Annotated in this window: 20 protein-coding genes; 4 read left to right on the plus strand and 16 right to left on the minus strand. The window is 36.6% G+C overall.

Annotated features, from left to right (window positions below):
• Nucleotides 1-245 precede the first annotated feature (245 nt).
• Entirely contained in the window at nt 246-2,795 is a 2,550-nt protein-coding gene (locus ACJDU8_RS05635; protein WP_406791178.1) for a winged helix-turn-helix domain-containing protein, read from the plus strand.
• 130 nt (nt 2,796-2,925) lie between these two features.
• Complete coding sequence (locus ACJDU8_RS05640) at nt 2,926-3,135, plus strand: recombinase family protein (RefSeq protein ID WP_406791286.1); 210 nt, start codon at nt 2,926-2,928, stop codon at nt 3,133-3,135.
• 263 nt (nt 3,136-3,398) lie between these two features.
• Here the strand turns inward: ACJDU8_RS05640 and ACJDU8_RS05645 are convergent, their stop codons facing one another.
• From ACJDU8_RS05645 to ACJDU8_RS05670, 6 genes are all read right to left on the minus strand, one after another.
• On the minus strand, nt 3,399-3,695 hold the full coding sequence (locus ACJDU8_RS05645; protein ID WP_406791179.1) for a transposase: 297 nt from the start codon (nt 3,693-3,695) through the stop codon (nt 3,399-3,401).
• Between the two features lie 63 nt (nt 3,696-3,758).
• Complete coding sequence (locus ACJDU8_RS05650) at nt 3,759-4,031, minus strand: hypothetical protein (protein ID WP_406791180.1); 273 nt, start codon at nt 4,029-4,031, stop codon at nt 3,759-3,761.
• A 366-nt stretch (nt 4,032-4,397) separates the two neighbouring features.
• On the minus strand, nt 4,398-4,589 hold the full coding sequence (locus ACJDU8_RS05655) for a hypothetical protein (protein WP_406791181.1): 192 nt from the start codon (nt 4,587-4,589) through the stop codon (nt 4,398-4,400).
• A gap of 325 nt (nt 4,590-4,914) precedes the next feature.
• Nucleotides 4,915-5,787 (minus strand): class I SAM-dependent methyltransferase, encoded by an 873-nt coding sequence (locus ACJDU8_RS05660; RefSeq protein WP_406791182.1) that lies wholly within the window; start codon nt 5,785-5,787, stop codon nt 4,915-4,917.
• 72 nt (nt 5,788-5,859) lie between these two features.
• Nucleotides 5,860-6,558 carry a TetR/AcrR family transcriptional regulator gene (locus ACJDU8_RS05665; RefSeq protein WP_406791183.1) on the minus strand — a complete coding sequence of 233 codons (699 nt, stop codon included), beginning with the start codon at nt 6,556-6,558 and terminating at the stop codon, nt 5,860-5,862.
• Between the two features lie 522 nt (nt 6,559-7,080).
• Nucleotides 7,081-8,091 carry a choloylglycine hydrolase family protein gene (locus ACJDU8_RS05670; RefSeq protein WP_406791184.1) on the minus strand — a complete coding sequence of 337 codons (1,011 nt, stop codon included), beginning with the start codon at nt 8,089-8,091 and terminating at the stop codon, nt 7,081-7,083.
• A gap of 506 nt (nt 8,092-8,597) precedes the next feature.
• On the opposite strand from ACJDU8_RS05670, the gene ACJDU8_RS05675 reads away from it, so the two are divergent.
• Nucleotides 8,598-8,849 (plus strand): AbrB/MazE/SpoVT family DNA-binding domain-containing protein, encoded by a 252-nt coding sequence (locus tag ACJDU8_RS05675; RefSeq protein ID WP_406791185.1) that lies wholly within the window; start codon nt 8,598-8,600, stop codon nt 8,847-8,849.
• Between the two features lie 168 nt (nt 8,850-9,017).
• On the opposite strand, the gene ACJDU8_RS05680 is transcribed toward ACJDU8_RS05675, so the two are convergent.
• The gene (locus ACJDU8_RS05680) at nt 9,018-9,467 is read right to left on the minus strand and encodes a hypothetical protein (RefSeq protein WP_406791186.1); all 450 of its coding nucleotides are present in this window, start codon (nt 9,465-9,467) and stop codon (nt 9,018-9,020) included.
• Between the two features lie 104 nt (nt 9,468-9,571).
• Entirely contained in the window at nt 9,572-9,790 is a 219-nt protein-coding gene (locus ACJDU8_RS05685) for a TetR family transcriptional regulator C-terminal domain-containing protein (RefSeq protein WP_406791187.1), read from the minus strand.
• Nucleotides 9,791-10,122: 332 nt separating this feature from the next.
• On the opposite strand from ACJDU8_RS05685, the gene ACJDU8_RS05690 reads away from it, so the two are divergent.
• Nucleotides 10,123-10,521: a DUF5808 domain-containing protein gene (locus ACJDU8_RS05690; protein ID WP_406791188.1), complete on the plus strand. Its 399-nt coding sequence runs from the start codon at nt 10,123-10,125 to the stop codon at nt 10,519-10,521.
• 520 nt (nt 10,522-11,041) lie between these two features.
• Here the strand turns inward: ACJDU8_RS05690 and ppsA are convergent.
• From ppsA to ACJDU8_RS05730, 8 genes are all read right to left on the minus strand, one after another.
• Nucleotides 11,042-13,666, minus strand: coding sequence for a phosphoenolpyruvate synthase (gene ppsA, locus ACJDU8_RS05695; RefSeq protein ID WP_406791189.1), 2,625 nt, complete (start codon nt 13,664-13,666; stop codon nt 11,042-11,044).
• Between the two features lie 313 nt (nt 13,667-13,979).
• A complete protein-coding gene (locus tag ACJDU8_RS05700) occupies nt 13,980-14,597 on the minus strand; it encodes a TetR/AcrR family transcriptional regulator (protein ID WP_406791190.1) in 618 nt (205 codons plus the stop codon).
• A 291-nt stretch (nt 14,598-14,888) separates the two neighbouring features.
• Entirely contained in the window at nt 14,889-15,503 is a 615-nt protein-coding gene (locus ACJDU8_RS05705) for a thiamine phosphate synthase (protein WP_406791191.1), read from the minus strand.
• 12 nt (nt 15,504-15,515) lie between these two features.
• Complete coding sequence (thiH, locus tag ACJDU8_RS05710) at nt 15,516-16,670, minus strand: 2-iminoacetate synthase ThiH (protein ID WP_406791192.1); 1,155 nt, start codon at nt 16,668-16,670, stop codon at nt 15,516-15,518.
• 36 nt (nt 16,671-16,706) lie between these two features.
• A complete protein-coding gene (locus ACJDU8_RS05715; protein ID WP_406791193.1) occupies nt 16,707-17,483 on the minus strand; it encodes a thiazole synthase in 777 nt (258 codons plus the stop codon).
• 19 nt (nt 17,484-17,502) lie between these two features.
• Complete coding sequence (gene thiF, locus ACJDU8_RS05720; RefSeq protein ID WP_406791194.1) at nt 17,503-18,306, minus strand: sulfur carrier protein ThiS adenylyltransferase ThiF; 804 nt, start codon at nt 18,304-18,306, stop codon at nt 17,503-17,505.
• A 4-nt stretch (nt 18,307-18,310) separates the two neighbouring features.
• Nucleotides 18,311-18,505, minus strand: coding sequence for a sulfur carrier protein ThiS (gene thiS, locus ACJDU8_RS05725; RefSeq protein ID WP_406791195.1), 195 nt, complete (start codon nt 18,503-18,505; stop codon nt 18,311-18,313).
• A 214-nt stretch (nt 18,506-18,719) separates the two neighbouring features.
• Nucleotides 18,720-20,381, minus strand: a complete 1,662-nt coding sequence (locus tag ACJDU8_RS05730; RefSeq protein ID WP_406791196.1) for a 2-isopropylmalate synthase — start codon at nt 20,379-20,381, stop codon at nt 18,720-18,722.
• Between the last annotated feature and the right edge of the window lie 88 nt (nt 20,382-20,469).

Consider the following 20,469-nt stretch of genomic DNA (forward strand, 5'->3'; position numbering starts at 1 on the left):
ATTACTCTTACATTCATTATAAAAGCACTTATTATACTTGATTTGATAAATTATAACAACAATTTGGAATACTAAATATTGTACCAAAGTACAATATAGCAAGCTGGATAGAACTCCACAAGCACTGAAAAATATCATTCTTTACATATTTTTATTGTTGTAGCATGTGAAAAATAGTATAATAAAATTATCGAATAATGAGATTTTTACCCGAATCAGGTCAGTTATGGTAGGAGATGATGTTGATGACAAAAGAATATATTTCCAATATTGGATTATTGAAGACAAAATATAGCGTGCCTGGGATAAATAAGCACCTGCTGCCCCGTGTGGTCATCAATCACAGGCTAGAAGACTCCTTGAGCCACAAACTCACTATCATAACGGCTCCTGCCGGCTACGGTAAAACTACCGCTGTGCTTAAATGGCTTGAAGGTATTTCACTACCCTCTGCCTGGTTTTCCATTGACGCCGGCGACAATACCCCCTTTGTATTCTGGAGTTATTTCTGTGCTGCACTGAACAATATTTCAAATGGCATTAGCCAAGCTACGGAATATATTTTCTCATCACAGGAGCTTTTTAAAGCAAATGCCCATCTGAGCATTATCATCGATAACTTATCGATGATACCCTCAGATTTTTTGCTTGTACTTGACGATTTTCATCTAATTACAAATGTCGACATTCTTAATAGTCTATCTTACTTTATAACCTATCTTCCTTCAAACATGCACATTGTAATGATAAGCAGGGCTGAGCCCCCTTTGAAGCTGGCAAAGCTTTGCTTGAAGGAAGAGCTGGTAAGAGTCCGGGCAAGGGAACTCCGTTTTCAAACTAAGGAAATTTCTCAATATTATGAGTCAAGAGGATATTTTCTGCAGGAAGAAGAGATTCATAAGATCGAATGTTATACAGAAGGCTGGGCCGCTGCACTGGTTGCCGTAGCTCTATCCCTTAAAGATGAAAAGAACAGGCATAATGTCATAAGCAGCTTTGGAAGCAGCAATTTATATATAGAAAACTATCTTGCTGAAGATGTCTATAATACGTGGACAAGAGAACATCAAGATTTCATGGAAAAAATATCCATATTAGATAGACTGTGCGGACCTCTTTGTGAAGAAATCACCGATTATGACGGCAGTAGATTACTGAAAGAGCTGTACCTTCAGAACAGCTTTCTTGTAGCCCTAGATCATGAAGGTATATGGTTTAAATACCATCCGCTTTTTTCAGATTCTCTAAGAAAAAAACTATTAAATAGGGATGCTGCCTCAATTCAAACCCTACACCGCAAAGCAGGGGAATGGTTCAAAGCAAAAGACTTTTTCAACGAAGCAATCGATCATTTTTTGAAAGGCTCTCACTATGAAGCTGCTCTGCCTCTTATAGAAAAACATAGTCTAGGGCTAATAAGAAAGGGAGAATATTCAAATATTATTTCATGGATTGAAGGGTTGCCGGATAAATATGTTGATAATTCTCTGATGATTATGCTTATAAAAGCAGCATATCTCACCGGAACAGATGATTTCAAAAACGCCTGGAAGTATATGGAACGAATACAACTGGCCAAAAAGGAAAATACCTTTTCTAAAACCTTCAATACAACCTATTTGATGGTTAAAGCTAATTTCTTTATACGACAGGGTAATATTGAAAACACCTTACAAACGATCATGGAAGTTGCTGCCTGCGGTATACGCAATACCATGAATACAGAATATATGGATTTTAATCTGTTCGATATTTCCATCTTCCGTGCTCCATATCATGTATTCATAAAAATACTAAAAAGAAATTTTGCTGAGTATGATTCGCTTGTGGGTAATTATAGAACTCTCATCACTGCAAATCCCGGATATGCACCGTTGGTTAAAGGAGAATTGTATTATGAAAGTGGAAAGCTGAATGAAGCCCTTCCTGAATTGCTTGCTTCCATTGATGAAGCTGTAAATGCTCGTTGTGCAGGAGCTTTAGTTCCTGCAATGGTTACCATAGCAAAAATAAAACGTGCTCATGGGGATATACAAGGCGCTCTGAAGGTTATTGAAGAATGTGAAAATAAGGTGGCAGAATTCCATAAACCTCACTGGGGCTATATGTTAAAGGCCTTTAAAACAAGGCTTTATATTGATTTGAATGATACAGAATTGATAGATAAGTGGATGAAGGAAAGCAGACTGAGTATTTATCAAGATATTATCAAAGTGCAGGAATATGAGCTCATTGTACTGGGTAGGGTTTTAATTCGTAAACAACGATATAATGATGCAAATATACTGTTGAACCGGCTTCTGAGTTTTGTCATAATACAAAAGAAAAATCATAGTATTGTTGAAATAGAAAACCTCCTTGCCAATGCAGCACTAAAAAATTTAAATGAAGAAATTGCTGAAAATCACCTTAAAAATGCTCTTTCCATAGGACTTAAGGAAGGTTATGTAAGAAGCTTTGTAGATGAATTTGTTCCGATGATTTCTTTACTGGAAATGTATCTTAGGAAAAATAAAAAAAGAAACAAACTGACAGTTTATGCAAAAAATCTCCTCAATCAGACAAAAAAATCTGTTAAACATTTTGTAATTCCTACAAATTCAGATATAATCGAAAATCTCCTAACTGCTACGGAGAATAAGGTTCTACATCTTATAATTAATGCCTATACCAATAAAGAGATTGCAGAAAAACTAGGAATAACTATCAGGACGGTAAAAGCCCATACTGGTAATATATATGCAAAGTTAGGGGTAAAAAATCGTATGCAATGCATAAAAAAAACAAAAGTATAATAAGCCCAAGAATTCAGACAAATTTACTAATGACGAAATATTACATGTAAGCCATCACCTGGGTAAACTTATTGCTTCCTATTATGAACTTAATTTACCAAACAATCTAGAAAATAGCTTAATTTCGTAAATTTTATTTTTATATCAATTATTAAAAAGTGTCGCAGATAAAGGTGATGTAATATATATTAAAAGCTTAGATAGATTAGGTAGGAACAAAAGACAGATTAAAGAAGAGCTTGAGTATTTTAGAAATAAGGGTGTCAGAATTAAAATACTTGATTTACCACATGGCCATCAAGTAAGATACGAGAATAATGAATTAAATCAGTTGGTGTAAGAGATTAAGGCAAAATAAATTCATGTTATTATAGATTCTGGAAAAAAGTATTATTTTAATACGATTTTTTGCATATACAGTTATATATTCTTGTTAAAACTTTGAAATTACTTGAAGGTGTCATAAATCTGAAATACAGCTCTTGAACATATTCATGCACTATTTGTGCTGTCTTAATTTCACTTGTTTCAAACTTCTTCTTTTTTAAGAGTTCAGATCTCATTTTAAATATCACTATGGAGTTTAAAACTAGTAAAATAAGTTTACCATATAATTGGCATTTTACTTGCCGCGTCCTTTAAAAACAATCTCTTATAAACACTTGACTTCCTTGGTTGTCCATTTTTAAGATATTCAACATTTTTATTTTTTACATATACAGCTATATTAGGTTTAAGTCTTGAAACATAGAAAGATTTTTTATTTTCCATATCCTCAAAATCCTTAAAATTAAAGTATCCCAGGTCTCTTAATGAAAGATCTCCTGCCTTAAATGTGTCTTTTATTTTACTCCCAAAGGTATTGTCATTTCCACTCCCGGGATCCACATCTATGTGCATGAAGTTTCCTGATTTTAATTCATATTCAAGCTGTATCTTTATGCCGGAAGGCTGTGAACTCCCTTATGAACCTGGATATACACTCTTATATATTTCCGAGACTTGAAATGCCGTAGAATCAACTATTCTTATTCTATTAAAATGTTCATCCCATATGGTAGGTATATTTGAATTTGTGAGTGTTACACTATTTAAAAGCCTTGTGAATATTTCTTTTAAGAACTTTACTGCCTTTCCATTTAAATGATGGTCTAATGCTTGGCTGCTTACTGTTGCTTTTATCTTTGAGCTTAGATTAGCACTCATTGTTACAAGTGTATCTTTTGATACGTCCAATTGTGAAAATGCACATAAATAAAGGAATTCCCATGCTTTTAATTTACCTTCTCTTTGTACAAATCCAACCTTTCTTGCTATTTTTTAGCCCTTCTTATAAAAAACAGATTTCTATTATTTATTGTACTATTTTTTATAAATGGGGACTATTTTTTCCCTTAGCTTGATGGTCATGTGGTGACACCACTATATAACATTTCTCCTTTTTATATTTGGCTTTGTTAGACTAAATAAGTAATGTTTGTTTATAAAAATGGCTTACGATTTGATGTAAGCCATTTTTAACAATCATTTAATTAGTATTAGATGATTGTTAGGTCGTATTATTATAGTTCTATATCTTCTGATAATAAATAAAAAATATGTCTACTTTATTCCTCTTTTATGAAGGCAATATAAAACATTAATCGTTAATACTATGATTGTAATTACAATCATACTTATTACAAAAGGAACCGGTAATAGCAAAGAATTTTTATTAATCAAATAAAATACAAGCCCGTCAATTATTGAAATAACAAGGATAATTCTAATAATAAGTTCTGTAATTAGCTTCATATACCGTCACCTCCCCTTTTGAAATATAAGGATATATATTCGAATTTGTTAGAAATTTATTTTACATATGGACACATGTTATTTTACGAAGGTGTATATCAAATTATATTATATACTTTCATATAATTATGCAGAAATAGGTTCTCTACCTTTAAAATTTTGGATTTTTGCATCAACAAATAATTGTTTTCGTCGTTCTATTCTGTATGCTAAAAAACATGATATCTGTTCAATTGCTGAAGTTCAGCAAAAGTAGCTAATAACTCTAAATAAATAGAACATACAATCATAGTATATGTTACTATTAGAATGCCCAAAGAATCGATCAGTCTCCAACATAGTTAACCCTTGCCGATACAACTGCAATACCTTCTGCAATTTTATGACCGGCATTTGGACCGGTAAAATAGAGTTGTTTTATATCCTTGAGTTCAGTGTTGAGAATATCATGAAAGCCACGCTGAATCAAAAACTGTTCAATCTGACCTTGATCAACCCCAAACAAATAGCCCTCGCCAGCCATTCGTGCTGTCCGCTGCATCATTTTTACTTCAATACTATGAGTATCATGCAGGGTCTCGTTGTAGAAATAGTCAAAGATCACTGCGCTACCCGGTCCTGAGTGATTGGCAATAAAAGCAAGTGTGCTGTCAACGCCTTCCTTGGTCAGAAAATAGGTCACGCCCTGCCAGATAAACAGTGTCTTACCCTTCTTGTTGTAGCTGCTGCTTTGCAGACGCTCACCGAGTTGCTGGGTATTGAAATCTACTGATGTGAAGGTGACGTATTCTGGCAAGGGGTCGATAACCTTCCTCAACCGTTGCAGCTTGACTTTCTGAGTAGCAGGGTGATCGATTTCGAATACCCGTGTCTTCTCTATTCCCGGGATACGGTAAGCACGAGTATCGAACCCAGCGCCCAGGATGACAACTTGCTCCAACCCTTCATCCAGAACGGATATGAGGAAATCATCAATGTATCTCTCACGGCCTACAACAAACTCCTTCGCCCCAGGTGCCAAGCAGTCGTAAATATTAGAATTAATGATTTTTTTAAAGAAGGAATACAAAATACCATCGGGAACAAACGCATAGGCGTAAGGATCGTAGCAAATTCGCTCATTTTCCGGCTTTTGCGCCTCAAGTGCGCGCATAAGGGCCACTCCTTCAGCGGATCTACTGGATTGATTTTTTTTCATCAGACTGCACCTCCGTTTACTTAAACATTTCCTTTATTTTCGAAGCCATGAGGACTATTTTATTGTTACACTTTATAACTCAAACCAATTCTTAACTGCTTCAGCATCAATGCGATACAAAAAGCTGTCGGATACACCTAACACACGCTCAATTGCGTCTGTATAAACTGCATAGGTAGCAACAATATCGTCAATAAATCCCAACTCATCATGCTTAAGCTTAAACAAAAGTATTAACCTAGCAAGGGCATTCCCCATGCTAAGTGTAAGGGACAGGACAACCTTGCTGACCTGGTCGGGATAATTAGTTGTAAACACCTTTTCCTGAATACCTTGACATATAATGTGGGCAAGCAGAGGAGCACGCCGTTCAATAATTGCTTCGCCTACTTTCAGACGCACAATAGCATTGTCATCTGAGTACCAAACAGGGAGTAGCTCGATAAGAAAAGTTTTGCCTGCAGTTCGCATATTGTCAAGTGTTGAAAAAAATCGCTGCATCTTTTCCAAGGCTGTCAGGTTAGGGTTATGGACGATAGGAGGGAGTACCTGTTCCGCCTGTTGCACCATTCGGTCAATTAGCGCTTCCAGCAACGCTGATTTAGAGTCAAAATAATGGTAGAATGCGCCACTGGAAATCTGTATATCTGCAAGAATGTCCTGAATAGCCATACTCTCATAGCCTTTAGAAAATAAGAATCTTTGTGCTGAATCAAGGATTTCATTGCGTTTTTTATTATATTCCTGCTCTTTTACAATACGTGCCATCATTTATTCCCTCACTTTAATAAACCGAATCTCTCTCTATTAATTAGAGTATAAACTTACAATCTTTTATTGTCAAGAGTCATCCGCATTAAATTAATAAATTCTTGTTTGCTGATTTTTTTCAGGTTATGCTAAAAATTGATAAGACATTCTTTTTACTACAATCTCACAGTTAAGAAGAAAATGAATCTTTTTATTACGAATTAAGGCTTCATGTAAACTGTTACAAATAGGCATTTTGCTACGCACTTTCTTACCTCTACGACTTAACTAAATAATACCATAAACAAACTATTATTTAGGCAGGTAATTATATATTTATATGAAAAATTGGACTTTAGAATTATAATATTTAATTAATCGCACACGCAAAAAATAAAACTAGAGTATTTTTCACTCTAGCTAATAACAAGATAACAAGTTTATGACAGAAAAATATCAAAATGAATTTTAAGGTATTTTTATATCAGGTTTCAAAATTTATGTGTTATAATGTAAAATTATTTTAATGTAACTCTTTTTAAATCAATTTTCCATATGAATTATTGGATTATTTCTAAATGGATAAGATTTAATATTAACAGTATTTAAATCTTCATTAAACAAATTTATAGCTGAAATCTGAGTATTATCATATGTATAGTAATAATATGTACCCGATTCACTACACATTGCGCTGGTATATACCGTACTGTGTTCTTTTCCATCAGATGTTATAACTGCACCTTTAGGTACTTGACAGTTAGAAAGAATATGAAATATGCCATTAATACCTTCAAGCTCATTATCAATTTGTGTTAAATTATTTTTTAAATATGCTGCCCTAGTAAACCTAGAGGGTGAAGTAAAATCTCCAGGTAAACCAAATGCACCTGAACCGTTAGTAAATGGATATAATTCCAGATTACCCCATTCAACTTTATCAAATGGTGTAGATCTTATCCCTATATATTGATATAAATTATTTAAATGCCATTGAAAATTTGGACTATTAGTCATAACTCCAACTGGATTGTCAAAGACTTGCAATCCTTTAGGGGTTCTCTCAACAACAATACTTTTTCCTGATTTATCAGATAAAATGTAATGTACCAAAGGTGTTAAATTTAATAAATGAGGTGGCAAATTTAATAAGTGAGGTGGCATATGAACAATTTCTAGGTTTTGTAATGATTTTTTAGCTTCTTCTAAGTCTTTAAACTGAGATAATGCCCAAAACACAAAATCATGTGGTGCAATATTTTCTTTTCCTTCAACTATTATTTTTGAATATTGTGTAAAAACTGTAAGATCAAGCATTGCACACAGTAATCCTTTTTCATTTAAGCCATCTGCTAAAATAGGATGTCCATCTGAACCCACTGATGTACCTATAAAGGCATATTTTGTTTTTTTCTCCTGTTTTTCTGCAATATTTGTCCATATATAATTTCTTGGAATAATATCAACTGATAGGTTATGTTTTATTGAAACATCCATTGTACGTCCCAATAAATGTTCACAGTTTGTTGTTTCTAGTGTCAAACTTGTACACATATTTAGCACTTCCTTATAATTAATTTATATTTTATAGTTGAGAAAATTTCATTACATATATATTTGCCTGGGAATAAATTAGTTTTTTACCTCTATGAATTAACTATATATAAATATTACCATAAAAAATTATTGTGGAGGCAGATAATTATATATTTATATAAGGAACGATACATTAAAATTATTTTGACCAGTTTTCTATAGGTGCAAACCTTATTTAAGAGCAAAATTAACCTTGAGGGACGATTAGTCTTATTTTTAATATCCTCAAATTCATATCAAAATATAAAATAACAAACTTCGGATTTCTCTAAATTACTTTAAATATCTATGTGGTACTGGTATATGGAAAAATAGAATTTATTTGTATGATCACTTAAAGTGTTTATTAATAAATTCATATATATTTTCCATAATTTGAAGATATTAATCCTTTACTTATCATTTCAATATATTATTATTGAAACTATACTGTAACATTAGAAAACTTGGAGGAATGATAACTAATGAAGTCCACAGGAATTGTAAGAAATGTTGATACACTAGGAAGAATAATAATACCTAAAGAAATAAGAAAGGTGCTTTCTATTAATTCGGGAGATGCTTTAGAATTTTTTACTGAAAATGAAGATATATACATAAGAAAATATTCTCCTGGGTGTGTATTTTGTGGGAGTATGAATGGTATGATCATATTTAAAGACTTATATATCTGCAAGGAATGTAAAGAGGATTTAATATCTTTAAAAGTTGAATAAGAAATTTACTAATATATACATTAACCAGAGCCTGCTCTAAATTGAGCAAATGACGCAGCCTTTAAGGCTGTCAGTTCATTAGATTATGAGCTGACAGCTTATTTTAATTTTATTTGTCACAAATAAACCATTATTTTGTAAGTAATCTGTTTTCACTATTGAGTATACTTATATTGTACTGTTATCAAAATGGATGTGTTCTAAAGTAGCAGAAAGAAGTACAAATCTTAATGGAAGTGCTATTATTATTGCGCCTATAATAAGTAAAAAAGCAAGCATCCATTTTGCAAAAGATTTTCTGCATCTCATTATCAAAACAAATGCTGCAGTAAAATTAAAAATACCCCATACTATATTGGAAATATCAGCTGGAATCCCATGGCCCAATACTTTTGCGAATGGTGCAGGAAATTCACCGTAGCCTAAAATTCCATGGAGAAAATGAAAAAGGCCATTGGAGAGTAGCACACCTGCTGAAAAAGCAGATGTATAGCCGTGTATTTTAGGCATAGGCACAGCATTCGTAATTTTCCTGTCTTTTTCATTTCCATATTTTTGTACATTTGCTACTAAAAAAGCGATTACCGCTGCGAACGCTAGAAATGTTGCAAACATCATACTACCTCCTTAAAATCAATTAGCTGCACCTATGATACTTCCAAAACTTTGATTATATATGATTCCACTTCATTCATACAGATCACTCCAATCATTTAATAATGCTATGATTTGATTATGCGCATAATAATAGATGCATCGGTAAATAGTTGTTTGTATTTTTCGGAATGAAGCAATGCAAATTTTGATAGGCCATCCAAACAAGCGATTAGAGTATAGGTCAACTTTTCGGGATCTTCTTTTACTATTTCACCGCTTTCCTGGCCTTCTATAATGAGATGTAAAAAGGTCTCCAGCAGCAGTTCTTGCTGCTCTAAAAACATTTTACGGATATTATCTGGTTTCTCTGTCCGTTATGAGGTCATTTATGTTTTAGTGGCGGTTTTTTTGGTAGCCCGTCCCTGGCTTTCAAGAAAGAACGTGTTTTTTGGAGTAGTTTTCGGTGATACTGAGATCTGGAATCAGGAAACTGCTCAGAAGATTGTTAAACGTTGTGTATTAGTCTGCTCGGTAATAGCGTTTTTTTTGGCAGGTGCGTTTTTGCTGATTTATAATTACATGTCGCTTAATGAAATCAATTTGATGCACCTCTATTCAGCAACTGTTTTTGCGTTGATTCTGAAGATTTGTTTCAATTATTATTATTGCGGTTACCATGGTGATTGAAACAAAATTCCTGGTGGCTGAGCTTGTTTACCTGGGTGTTGTTCGCAATATGCAGGTGGGGATGTCAGTAATCGCAGTGTTTATTGTTCTTCTTGCAATTGTTTTATTTGCAGTGTTTTTTAGTATGGCAAGGTACAAAAATCCTTCGGGAGCAGTGCTTGACGACGATGATAAATGGGTTCTCGGCAGGAGCTATTTCAATCCTTTTGGCTCCTCGCTGTTTGTTGAAAAAAGGAACGGTATTGGCTGGACTGTCAATTTTGGCCGGCCAGCGGCATGGAGCATTCTTGCTGTGATTATCTTTTTAATTGTTTTTAAGGCGGTTAGCGTCGGTATAATTAGTGTGGTATTTATTACCCGTTCCAGAAAGGTGTTTGATATAGAATGAATCCAAGTATAAAAAAATAGTTGTAAATCTTGTAATACTCGTTGTACCATTTATTATTCTCATTGCCGTATATCCTCTGCTGCCGGATCAAATCTATACGGGACATCATTTGTTTAGAAGCTCCTACATGGGTAAGCAGTATGTTTTTTTATTAGGATTTATCCCATATATAATCTATTGGAAAAGAAATCGGCAGATCTGTTGATTAAAGCACCGTTTTAACCAGTACAAAAGTAGGTGCAATTATACACCAGCAAAAAACAGCGTGGATGCAGCCTGCGTTAAGTTTTGTTTTACGAGACCCCAAGCAGCCCGATTATCATGAGAATGACGGATGCAAACTGAAGTGTGGCGCAAAATCTGTTTCTGGTCTGAAATTTCCAGCGCCACTCTCACAGTCCAGCCGTATGGCTGCTTTCATTGGATAACTTCTGTAATGAAAGCTACCGTATCGGCGCTAGTGGTGTTTAGAACAAGAATAAATATTCAGTAAAGGATCTGGTAATAAATATTTTATTCCTTAGTATAAGATTTCTACATATCCTTTCGTTCCATTTACCCGGATTTTTTGTCCGTCTTTAATGAGTCTGGTAGCGTTTTCCGCACCTACAACTGCAGGCAGGCCGTATTCTCTGGCAACTACAGAGCCGTGTGTCATAATTCCGCCCACTTCCGCCACTAATCCGCTAATGGACACGAAAACCGGCGTCCAGCTTGGGTCTGTGAATCTTGTCACTAAAATGTCGCCTTTTGATAGTTCGGCGTCCTCCAGCCGCAGAATAACACGAGCGCGGCCTTCCACAACCCCCGACGACGCGGGTATTCCAATGAGTGCCCCTTTTGGTGCCTTTCCCGAGTTGTATTCGCCTGGGATTATCTCGCCTTCGGAAGTCATCAGCCTCGGTGGCGTCAGTTTTTCGTAAACTTCGAACTCCTCTTCTCGCTTCAATATTTTGTTATAATCAAATTTCTTCGTTCGGGCGGCCTCACGCAGTTCCTCAAAAGACAGATAATAAATATCCTCTCTCTTGCGGAAAACCCCGCATTGAACCAACTTTTCGGCCTCCCGCAGGAGGGCCTGTTTGACTATCCAATAGTGCCAAACCATGACGTACTTGGGATACTCCCGGTAGCCAATGAAGTTGCGTATGCGGCTGATCATTTTCTCCGCTTTTTTCGCCTTGCTCTTCGAAAGGCGGCTTAGAATTTCCCGCCGCTTTTCCTCGGCTTCTTTTAGTCCTCGTTCAAATATCTCTTTATGTGCGCCTGGCGTGAAGTTTTCGATATTGCCCAGAATCATCGGGGCAAGCGCGGACGGCTCCTCTATCCAGCGCGGCTTTGTGATGTCTATCTCACCAGAGCAGCGCACGCCGTATTTTGCTAAAAATTCCCGCATGGCTTTGTTTACGTCCTCGCCGCCCTCTAATTTGCCAAGATCATTAAAAAACACGTCCGCCCCCTCAGGTTTCACTGTTTTTAGGTATTCCGCCACCGCTGGATACTGTCTCACCACATCTGAAACATCCAGCAGTTCAAGCCCCATCTCACCCGCTACATTGTTCGGCGCGGACTGTGTCAGCGTGTCCGCAGCACCTTTCTCGCCGAGCCATTTCTCCACGTTTTTGTTGACCCAGCTCACCGCGAGGGTCCCGGTCCAGACAGAACCCAAACCCTGAGGGTCGCCGATGGCCTTAATAAGCTGTTTTAATTCCACATCAGCCGCGGCAAAAAGCTCATCGCCGGAAAGCGCGGCGAACTTTTTCTCAAGCTCCTTTATAGCCACCTCATTTTTCTTCATCAAAGCGGGGACTACGCCCACGTCGCCCGACCGGTAGATTTTTATGAACTGCGTGACCAATGCCCACGAAAAATACCCCGACCCCATGCTAAGAAACCGCTTGCCGCGCGAAAGCGATTTTATGAACTCTTTCCGCTTCGTTAAGTTTTTTAGCGCGCTATTGATCAGCGGGTCGACTTTCCCCATTGCCGCCACCGCAAGCGTCCGTCCGAAAGTTGACGCCATATCGTGAGAGAGATCCATGAAAAGTCTGCCTCCCGCTTGGATCATCAACGTTTCGTCGCCCCCGCTGTACTGGAAGCAGGAAAGCCCTAGCGGCTTCATCGCGTCTGTCATCATCTGCTGGTGCCCGAACGACATATACACATGGTTTTTACTATCCTGCACGTCCGGTATGGGGTAAAGGGTGGTGATGGGGCGGCTCTGTACGATAAAGAATTTATTATTGTACAGGCACCATTCGATATCCTGGGGACGGCCCAAATAAGCCTCAATCGTTCTGCCCATGCGTTCAAGCTGTAATATCTGTTCGTCTGTCAGCGTCTGCTTGTTCTGATGTTGTACCTCGATCCTCTTCTCCTCTGTTCCACCTTCTTTTAAGGCATAGATAGCCAGCTTCTTAGTGGATATCTTCTTATCAGCGATTCTACCTTCATGTACCTTATAGATATCTGCGTTTACCAGGCCGGAGACCAGAGCTTCACCCAGCCCAAAGCTTGCATCTATGGATACGACTTTCCTGTTGGAAGTGATGGGGTCGGCAGTGAACATGATCCCCGCAGCTTGAGGGAAGACCATCCGCTGGATGACCACAGACAGATGGACCTTACGGTGATCAAAGCCGTTTTGGATGCGGTAGGTCACGGCACGGCCGGTAAAAAGCGAGGCCCAGCATTTGCTGATATGTCTTAGGATAGCTTCCTTTCCGATGATGTTTAGATACGTATCCTGCTGGCCCGCAAAGGAGGCTGTGGGAAGATCCTCTGCCGTGGCGCTGGAACGTACTGCATAAGCATTTTTTTCACCAAGTTGTGCAATATGAAGGGTAATCTCATTATCGATGCCTTTAGGAATAGCTATTCCTTCCATGACCTTTCGAATTTTGGCGCTGATTTCAGCAATACCTTCCCTGTTGTCTGCTTTTAGAAGTGACAACTTATCCAGCAGTGAATCAAACTCCTGGTTATTCCCAATAATTTCTTTATACGCTTCGGTAGTAACGCAAAAGCCCTCTGGAACTTGTATCCCCTCAATCCTGGATAGTTCCCCCAGGTTGGCTCCTTTGCCCCCCACCATCGGAAGCTTGGTTTTATCGATTTCCTGAAAACCAAGTACATAAGAATTCATACATATTCTCCTTTCTTTGTTATCCGATCGCTACCACTGCTAACCCCCATCGCACTCTGTGAAAGCGATTCACACAAAATTAAAAATTTTGGTTCTCTGCTTTTCTATAAAAGTGGGGGATAAGCATTGCTATGCGCCTGGATAAGTTCTTCCCCTAAAGGATAACGTATTCTAAGTGCTAAAGACACTAAGAATACTGTTAATAAGGTTCAGCTGGAGAAAAGTAGTTCTCATAAGCAAACTCCACCTGAACCTAAGAATCACTTGATACGTATTTTAATTAATAAGGCGTTTTGAGTAAATCAAGTATACGTTATAGGTATTTCTCCTTGTAAAAGTTCCTTTGAAATAGATTTATGTATTCATCAAATTCTTGACATAAGGCGTCAAGATCAATTTCTGTTTTAGGCATTTTACTTATATACCCATCGGTAAGCAAGGTAAGTATTCTCATGACCAGCTTTGGATCAATGTCGTCTTTAAATTTTGAAATGTCAGTGCCTTCAAAAGCAATTTTGTTTCTAAAACTTTCACTTTCACTATTTGTAAGAATAGCTTTTATGTCCGCTTTAACTTCATCATCATTTTCAAAATACACACTGTCTAAAAAGGAAAGGATGGCAGGGTGTTTTTTCATAATCGAAATTTCAATGTTGGCTGCAAGCTTAATTCTGTCAAAAAAATCAGTAACCGCATTATCAAACTTTTCATTAACTTCATTCATGATAATATGAGTGCATAAATGAATTAGGTATAAGTATAAAGCCTTTTTTGTGCCAAAGTAATGAAATACCAATGCCTTTGAAATCCCCGCTGCAGTAGCAATATCGCTTATAGAGGCTTTTTTGTAACCGTTAGTGCCAAAGCATGTAAGGGCAGCGTCAATAACTATATTTTGCCTCTCTACGGATAAATTTAAAAATTTCTCCACAGGACCCACCTCGTAAATACTATTAACCGATTCGGTTAATGATATAATAGCATAATTAACCGAATCGGTCAATGATATTTTAAAAATTTTTATTGTTATTACAGCGTTTATTCCTTTGATATAACGCAGCAAACTGTTATTTGGCGGAAAATAGCACATAAGAAATATTTTAATGACTGAATTTCCCTGATCTAAGGACCGTGATTTGGATAGAGCATGTTCAAATTGATTAATTCATGGGACTAATCATGCCCCACGGGAAACAAAAAACCGCGGTGGGGCAGATATTTTCTATTGCCGCAAGTGAGAGTTAAAATTAAATTTTTCTTTTAACAAGCAGCAGATATATTCAGGATTATCACATGTCATTAATTGGGACATTACACAGCACCCTGCTGCACCTGACTTGAGCACACCAGTAAGCCTATCAGCTGTAATACCTCCGATTGCAAATACAGGTATAGATACTTTGTCGCATATGTTTTTAAGAAATGTAAGTCCACGAGGTACCAGTCCTCTTTTACAATCTGTGGGAAAAATGTGTCCGGCAATCAAATAGTTGGCACCATGTGATTGAGCCTGGACAGATTCTTCAACTGTATGAACGGAAACTCCCACCATCTTAAAATTTGTCAACTGCATAGTATTATCTAAAAATTGATTGAAAGGAAGATGAATTGCAGATATTCCCAGGCGTCTTGCCACGTGAATGTGAGTATGAATAATAAGTGTTGTTCCATAGTACAAGCATATTTCTCTGCATGAGGAAGCCAACTTTTCATATTCCTGTTCAGATAAATCTTTTTCTCTTAAAAGAATTGCACATAACCCCATTTTGGCAATATTCTCAATACGATCTAAAAAGTTATCCTTACATAATAGTCGGTTGGTTACACAAATCACCATTTCAATCACCTCTTATACCCTAATATAGTCAACATAAACTGGCTGCAAACCTTGATGAAGAATCATTTTGTGAATTTCACTGACGCTTCGGGAATCTGATATCTGGAATTGTTCATCTCCTTTGGCATCGTCCTCATGTCCTCCTACGCTAACTCTTACACCGGCAGAAATTTTAGTAGCACACATACCAATTACATTGTTACGAAAAACCGCACGTTCTCGTGTAGAAATTGTGATACCAGCAAATGGCATGAAAAGCCGATAAGCCAGCATAACTTGCAGCAACTGTGTTTCATCAACATCATTTCCACTTTTATGACTATTGTTAATAAATGGGCGCAGGCGGGGTGGAGAAAACGAAATTTCGGCTTGTGGATATTTCCTTTGCACCAGAAAAGCATGAAGACCTGTGGCAAATGCATCCTTCCTGAAATTATCCAGTCCAAGTAAAGCTCCAAAAGCTACTCCTCTCATGCCTCCTCGAAGTGCACGTTCTTGTGAATTAAAGCGGTAGGGATAGATGCGTTTGTGACCACTTAAATGGATTTGTTCATACCTGTCTATGTTATAGGTTTCTTGATATACACATACATAATCAGCACCACAGGTGCGGAGATAAGCATATTCATCCGTATTCAATGGATAAATTTCAATTCCCACAAGCTTAAAATAGCGTGCAGCCATTTTTACGGCTTCACCAATATATTTTACATCTGACATAGAATGAGATTCACCGGTCAACAAGAGAATGTCCTGTAAACCAGTATAAGAAATATTCTTTAACTCTTTTTGGATTTCCTCTATGTTTAGTTTTCCGCGGCGAATTTTATTACCACAGTTAAAACCACAGTATATACAATGATTCTCGCAGTAATTGGATATATAAAGTGGTGTAAACATAGAAACAGAATTGCCAAAATGTTTTTTAGTTTCAATCTGTGCTTTGTATGCCATTTGCTCTAAAAGTGGAAATGCAGCTGGTGATAGCAGTGCTCCAAAATCCTCAATTGACAAATTTGTTTTAGTAAGAGTCCTTGCCACATCTTTAGTGGTATAGACAGAAAAATCGTATTGCTCTACCATATGTAGTACCTTATCCATAATATTAGAGTCAATGGCTTCCATGCCTTGTATATACTTCATATGATTTGTTTTTATCTGACTCATTTCAATATCTCCTTTTCATTGCAATTCATGTTCCATTTAGTTTTGAAGGAAACCAGTCAATGGACTGGAAGCTTCTGAGCCATGATGAAGTGTCCGCCCCAAACCTGCCAGATAAGCAGCTCTACCTGCTTCAATAGCAGATTTGAATGCTTTGGCCATCAAACCAACATTACCGGCTGTAGCAATTGCAGTATTGGCCATTATAGCATCCACTCCCATTTCCATGGCTTCGCATGCCTGGGAAGGTCGGCCAATTCCCGCATCCACAATAATGGGTAGATCAATTTCGTCCACCAAAATCCGTATAAATTCACGGGTGAGAAGTCCTTTATTACTTCCAATTGGGGAACCAAGAGGCATAACAGCTGCCGCTCCTGCATCCAGCAGTGCCCTGGCTATATTTAGATCAGGGTACATGTAAGGCATGACAATAAAACCCTCCTTGGCTAATATTTCCGTGGCTTTCACCGTTTCATAATTATCTGGTAATAAGTACTTTGATTCGTGTATAATCTCTACTTTGATAAAATTTCCACATCCCAGTTCACGTGACAGCCTTGCAATTCTGACAGCTTCCTGGGCATTTCTAGCGCCGGAAGTATTTGGAAGCAGCGTGATTCCTTGGGGTATATGGTCAAGAATATTTTCTTCGCCACCCATATTTGCACGTCTAAGAGCCAGTGTGGCCATTTCTACTCCAGCATTTTCTATAACGGTTTTGGTCATTTTAAGAGAGAATTTACCAGAGCCTAGAATAAATCGGGAATTAAAAGAATGTCCGCCGATGAACAGTTTATCATTATCTTGATTCATTTATTTTCCTCCTTTATATTCATATATCTTCAATTCCTAGTAATAATCGCAAAATCATATTTCCCTGATGGCCTGCACAAATTTGTACTCTGGGGGCCATTAGCCCATTGCCTTGCTGGGCTGCATTTTTCATATCTCCGCAAATGTACAGATTTTTCATTTTTTTTTGAGTTTGAATTAAATTGGAACTGTCATATCCAGCCATACCTGATGCACATACAATTTTTGTTCCCGGAAGTTTAGAAAGAATGACATTTACTAGCATGGCTTTGGCAGAGGCATCATCAAATGCTTCACAGATGATATCATAGCCATGAAATAGTTTAACGGCATTGGATTCATCCACTCGGATATTTTTTGTCTCCAAGGTAAGAAAAGGGTTGATTTCTTTGATTTGTTCCATCAGTGCATCTGTTTTTAACAAACCCAGATGACGTACATAGTAACTCTGACGATTTAGATTACTTGGTTCAACTGTATCAAAATCCACTAATAGTAAATGTCCTACCCCAATACGTGCCAGCATTACTGCCACATTCGAGCCAAGTCCCCCTAATCCAGCAATGGCAACTTTACCCTTATTTACCTTTTCAAAGACCTTGGGCGTGTGGCGTGCCACCATCATACTTTGAAGTTCATCCATTGATGGCATGGTTCCTTTTGGAATGATGTTTACCACATCGTGAGGATGCAATGGACAATCTTCCTTTATTTGAAATCCATTTACAATCAATACATGGCTTTGGTTTCCTACGTTATTTCTAACTTCATAGGCAGTTGTCCAACTACCTGTTCGTTTTTTACCGTTTATTATTATTTCCATAATGTTAGCCTCCTCCAACAAAACAAACTACTTCTACCACATCAGAATCGGTTAATTGTACATCGGCATATGATGTTTTTGGAATAATTTCACCATTAAGTTCCACAGCAATTTTTGATATATGATAATGGTTTTGCAGCAAAAATTCCAATAGATTTTTTTTATATGGAACAGGAATGGTTGTATCATTTATCTTCACTTTTTCACCTCCTTTTTTCTGCAGTATTTGATATAGAACAAAAAAGAACACAAACAAGTTGCGCCCGTGGTGGTGCACCCCATTTGTGTTCTTTTATATTTACAATTTATCACAGACTTTTTTATATGTCAACATAAATAATATCCATTTTGGATTATATGTTATTAAATTAAAAGTATAATTTCATCGGAAAAGGATTGAAAATATTTATTAATTATTTAATTTCTCCTGAACGATTAATTGCAACAATTAAAGCTTGAATAGAGGATTTTATAATATCCGGGTCAATTCCTACGCCCCAATATAGTTTATTATGGCAGGTAATTCCTACATAAGATATAGCTTTAGAAGAAGAACCTTTTTCAAGGGCATGTTCTTCATAACAGGATATTTCATAGTTTGCAGAAAAATACTGTTTTAACGCATTACTAACAGCATCTAATCTTCCATTTCCTTTACCACTTAGTACTTTATGTTGTTTATTGTAATCAATTGTAACTTCTGAAATTATACCATCTTGTTGTTTGAAATGACATTCTTCTATTCTGAAAATATCACTGGTCTCTAGATACTCTGATTTAAATATCTCATAGATCCACTCTGGAGTCAGTTCTTTATGCTGGGCATCGGAAATTGTTTTAGCAGTATATCCCATTTCTTCTTTCATTTTTTCAGGTAATTGAATACCAAAATTTTGTTTAAGAATATAGCTGACCCCTCCCTTTCCTGATTGGCTGTTAAAACGTATTACATCTGAATCATATTTTTTCCCTACATCCTTAGGATCAATAGGTAGATAAGGTACTGTCCAGTATTTGCAATCTTTCTCTTCACGCCAGCTTATTCCTTTTGCAATAGCATCTTGATGGGAACCAGAAAAAGCTGTGAATACCAAGGAACCGGCATATGGTTGTCTTTCATATACACTCATCCTAGTAAGTTTTTCGTATTTTTCACAAATATCTGGGATGTTACTGAAATCTAGGTTAGGGTTAACCCCGTGAGAATAGAGATTCATAGCAACTGTAATAATGTCTACATTACCTGTTCTTTCTCCATTTCCAAATAAAGTTCCTTCAATACGATCTGCACCTGCCAATAATCCAAGTTCTGCATCACAAACTCCGCAACCTCTATCGTTATGAGGATGTAAAGACAAAATAACATTTTCTCTGTATTTTAAATTGTTGTTTATGTATTCCACCTGGCTGGCAAATACGTGAGGCATAGCATTTTCAACAGTTGTAGGTATATTAATAATTGCCTTGTGCTTATAATCAGGCTGCCAAATATCAAGTACGTTGTTACATACATCAAGTGCATAATCTACTTCAGTTCCAGGAAAACTTTCAGGGCTGTATTGGAAAGAAAAGTTGCCATCTGTATTCAAGGATAATTTTTTTAATAATGCAGCTCCTTCTATAGCTAATTTTTTAATCTCTTCTTTTGTTTTTTTAAATACCTGTTCTCTCTGTGCAACTGATGTAGAATTATATAAATGAACAATTGCATTTGGAGCACCTTTTATAGCGTCAAAAGTTTTTCTTATAATATGTTCTCTTGCTTGTGTTAACACCTGTATTGTTACATCTTTTGGAATCATATTTTTTTCGATAATTGTTCTTAAAAATTGATATTCTGTTTCAGATGCTGCAGGAAATCCAACTTCTATTTCTTTAAAGCCTATTTTTAATAACATTTGAAAAAATTCAAGTTTTTCCTGTAAATTCATGGGCTCTATCAATGCCTGATTACCATCTCGTAAATCTACACTACACCATATAGGTGCTTTTTCAATATAGTCTTTATTGACCCAATTTGTGGATGGTGTTGGGGGTAAAAAGTAACTTCTTTGATATTTTTTATAATTTTTCATATTAGTTTTCTCCTTTCACAATAATAAAAAAGTCTTTCGCCTTTCTGCCAATATTGCAGTTAGAGACGAAAGATTGAGTCTTACGCTG

Origin of the sequence: Candidatus Clostridium eludens (assembly GCF_045310515.1) — a bacterium.
GTDB lineage: Bacteria > Bacillota > Clostridia > Clostridiales > Clostridiaceae > Clostridium_B > Clostridium_B eludens.